The following is a 1,907-nucleotide window of genomic DNA, read 5'->3' on the forward strand; positions in this document are numbered from 1 at the left end:
GGGTGCGGCGCTCCCAGGCCGGGCCGGACGGGCAGCGGGGTTCAGTCGCCCTCGAACTCACAGAGCGCAAACACCTTCTGGCCGTGCTTTTCCAGCCGTGCGCGCCCGCCGAGATCGGGCAGATCGATGACGAAACAGCACTCGACGAGCGTACCGCCCATGCTCTCGATCAGCTTGCAGGCGGCCTCGGCCGTGCCGCCGGTGGCGATCAGGTCATCGACCAGCAGCACCCGCTCGCCCTGGGACACCGCATCGACATGCATCTCGATGCGGTCGGTGCCGTATTCGAGGTCGTAGTCGTGGCCGACGGTCTCGGCCGGCAGCTTGCCCTTCTTGCGAATCGGCACGAAGCCGACCCCGAGTTGATAGGCCAGGGCCGCGCCGATGATGAACCCGCGCGCCTCGATGGCGGCCACGCGGTCGATCTTCGCGCCGGTATAGCGGTTGACCAATTCATTGATGGTGACGCGAAAGCCGACGGGGTCCTTGAGCAAGGTCGTGATGTCGCGAAACATGACGCCCGGCTTGGGATAATGGGGAACGGTGCGAATACGCGACTTGATGGGCATAGAGGTCTTCCGGCAACGGTTGGGAACGGTTCGCTGATAGGTTAAACAAGTCCATTAGGGAATACTTGTCGCGTCGTGGCCGCGTCGTGGCCGCGTCGTTGTCGTTGTCGTTGTCGTTGTCGTAATCGAAGTTATCGTAGCGCCCCGGGTTCTCTCGCACGCCGAATTGCATCGCTTCTCCGATTACGATTACGATTACGACAACGACAACGACAACGATGCTGGCTAACTTGTTCTTGACTGGTTACTTGGCGAGGTGCAGCACACGCCCGGCCACCGCCTCCAGGCGCCGGACCAGCTCGGGGTCGCGCGCGTCCGGCGGCGTGATCAGTGCGTGCTCCAGCGCGCTGCGGCAACCGCAGGCGGGCGCAGCGGCATCGTTGTGCAGCAGCGGCGCGACCTGCTTCACCAGGCCGCGGGCATTGTCGGCATTGGCCAGCAGGACCCGGACGATGGCATCGACCGTGACGTCGTCATGGTTGGGGTGCCAGCAATCGAAATCGGTGACCATGGCCACCGTCGCGTAGCACAGCTCCGCCTCGCGTGCCAGCTTGGCCTCGGGCATGTTGGTCATGCCGATGACGTCGCAGTTCCAACTGCGGTAGAGCTCGGACTCGGCCAGGCTGGAGAACTGCGGACCCTCCATGACCAGATAGGTACCGCCGCGCGCCACCTCGATCCCCGCCGCGCGCGCCGCGGTCTCGAGATGGTCGCCGAGCCGACGGCACACCGGGTGCGCCATCGACACGTGCGCCACCAGCCCGGTACCGAAAAAGCTCTTGACGCGGTCAAAGGTGCGGTCGATGAACTGATCCACGATGACGAACATGCCGGGACGCAGATGTTCGCGCAGCGAGCCCACGGCGCTGACCGAGATCACCTCGGTGGCCCCGGCGCGCTTGAGTGCGTCGATGTTGGCGCGGAAGTTGATCTCGGAGGGCGGGATCCGGTGGCCGCGGCCATGGCGCGGCAGGAACACCATCTGCTGTCCGTTCAGTTCGCCGCACAGCAACTCGTCGGAGGGTGCACCGAAGGGCGAGTCGATGCGCCGCCAGCGCTTGTTGCTCAAGCCCTCGATGTCATAGACGCCGCTGCCGCCGATGATCCCGAGCACCGGGGCGCTACTGTTGCCTGCCATTGACTCCTCCGAAACGTGATTGCCAACCGGCCCGAGAGGGTACACCATTTCGCCGATCCCGGTCATCAGCCGGGGGGAGTCGCGGCACCGCGGGCCGCCGCCGGGGGTCTTGGACTCCCCTCCTTAAAGGACACTGCCGCTAAGTTAAGCGCCGCGGCCCAAGTGCCTGGAGTCCAAGGCTTCAGCCTTGGCGCGCGCCA

3 protein-coding genes are annotated in these 1,907 nt (G+C 65.2%); all 3 read right to left on the reverse strand.

Annotation, left to right across the window (positions count from 1 at the left end; genetic code table 11):
- Positions 1 to 41: 41 nt before the first annotated feature.
- The gene (locus QZY48_RS27930; protein WP_295436908.1) at positions 42 to 569 is read right to left on the reverse strand and encodes an adenine phosphoribosyltransferase; all 528 of its coding nucleotides are present in this window, start codon (positions 567 to 569) and stop codon (positions 42 to 44) included.
- On the reverse strand, positions 454 to 741 hold the full coding sequence (locus QZY48_RS27935) for a hypothetical protein (RefSeq protein WP_295436912.1): 288 nt from the start codon (positions 739 to 741) through the stop codon (positions 454 to 456). The genes QZY48_RS27930 and QZY48_RS27935 overlap by 116 nt, the downstream gene beginning before the upstream one ends.
- A 72-nt stretch (positions 742 to 813) precedes the next feature.
- The gene (locus QZY48_RS27940) at positions 814 to 1,707 is read right to left on the reverse strand and encodes an S-methyl-5'-thioadenosine phosphorylase (protein ID WP_295436910.1); all 894 of its coding nucleotides are present in this window, start codon (positions 1,705 to 1,707) and stop codon (positions 814 to 816) included.
- Positions 1,708 to 1,907 lie beyond the last annotated feature (200 nt).

Source organism: uncultured Thiodictyon sp. (genome assembly GCF_903828115.1).
Lineage (GTDB): Bacteria > Pseudomonadota > Gammaproteobacteria > Chromatiales > Chromatiaceae > Thiodictyon.

What these genes read in the sequence shown, in the direction of transcription:
- QZY48_RS27935 (WP_295436912.1), bottom strand. Translation starts at nt 741, where the DNA reads ATGCAATTCGGCGTGCGAGAGAACCCGGGGCGCTACGATAACTTCGAT.
- QZY48_RS27940 (WP_295436910.1), bottom strand. Translation starts at nt 1,707, where the DNA reads ATGGCAGGCAACAGTAGCGCCCCGGTGCTCGGGATCATCGGCGGCAGC.
- QZY48_RS27930 (WP_295436908.1), bottom strand. Translation starts at nt 569, where the DNA reads ATGCCCATCAAGTCGCGTATTCGCACCGTTCCCCATTATCCCAAGCCG.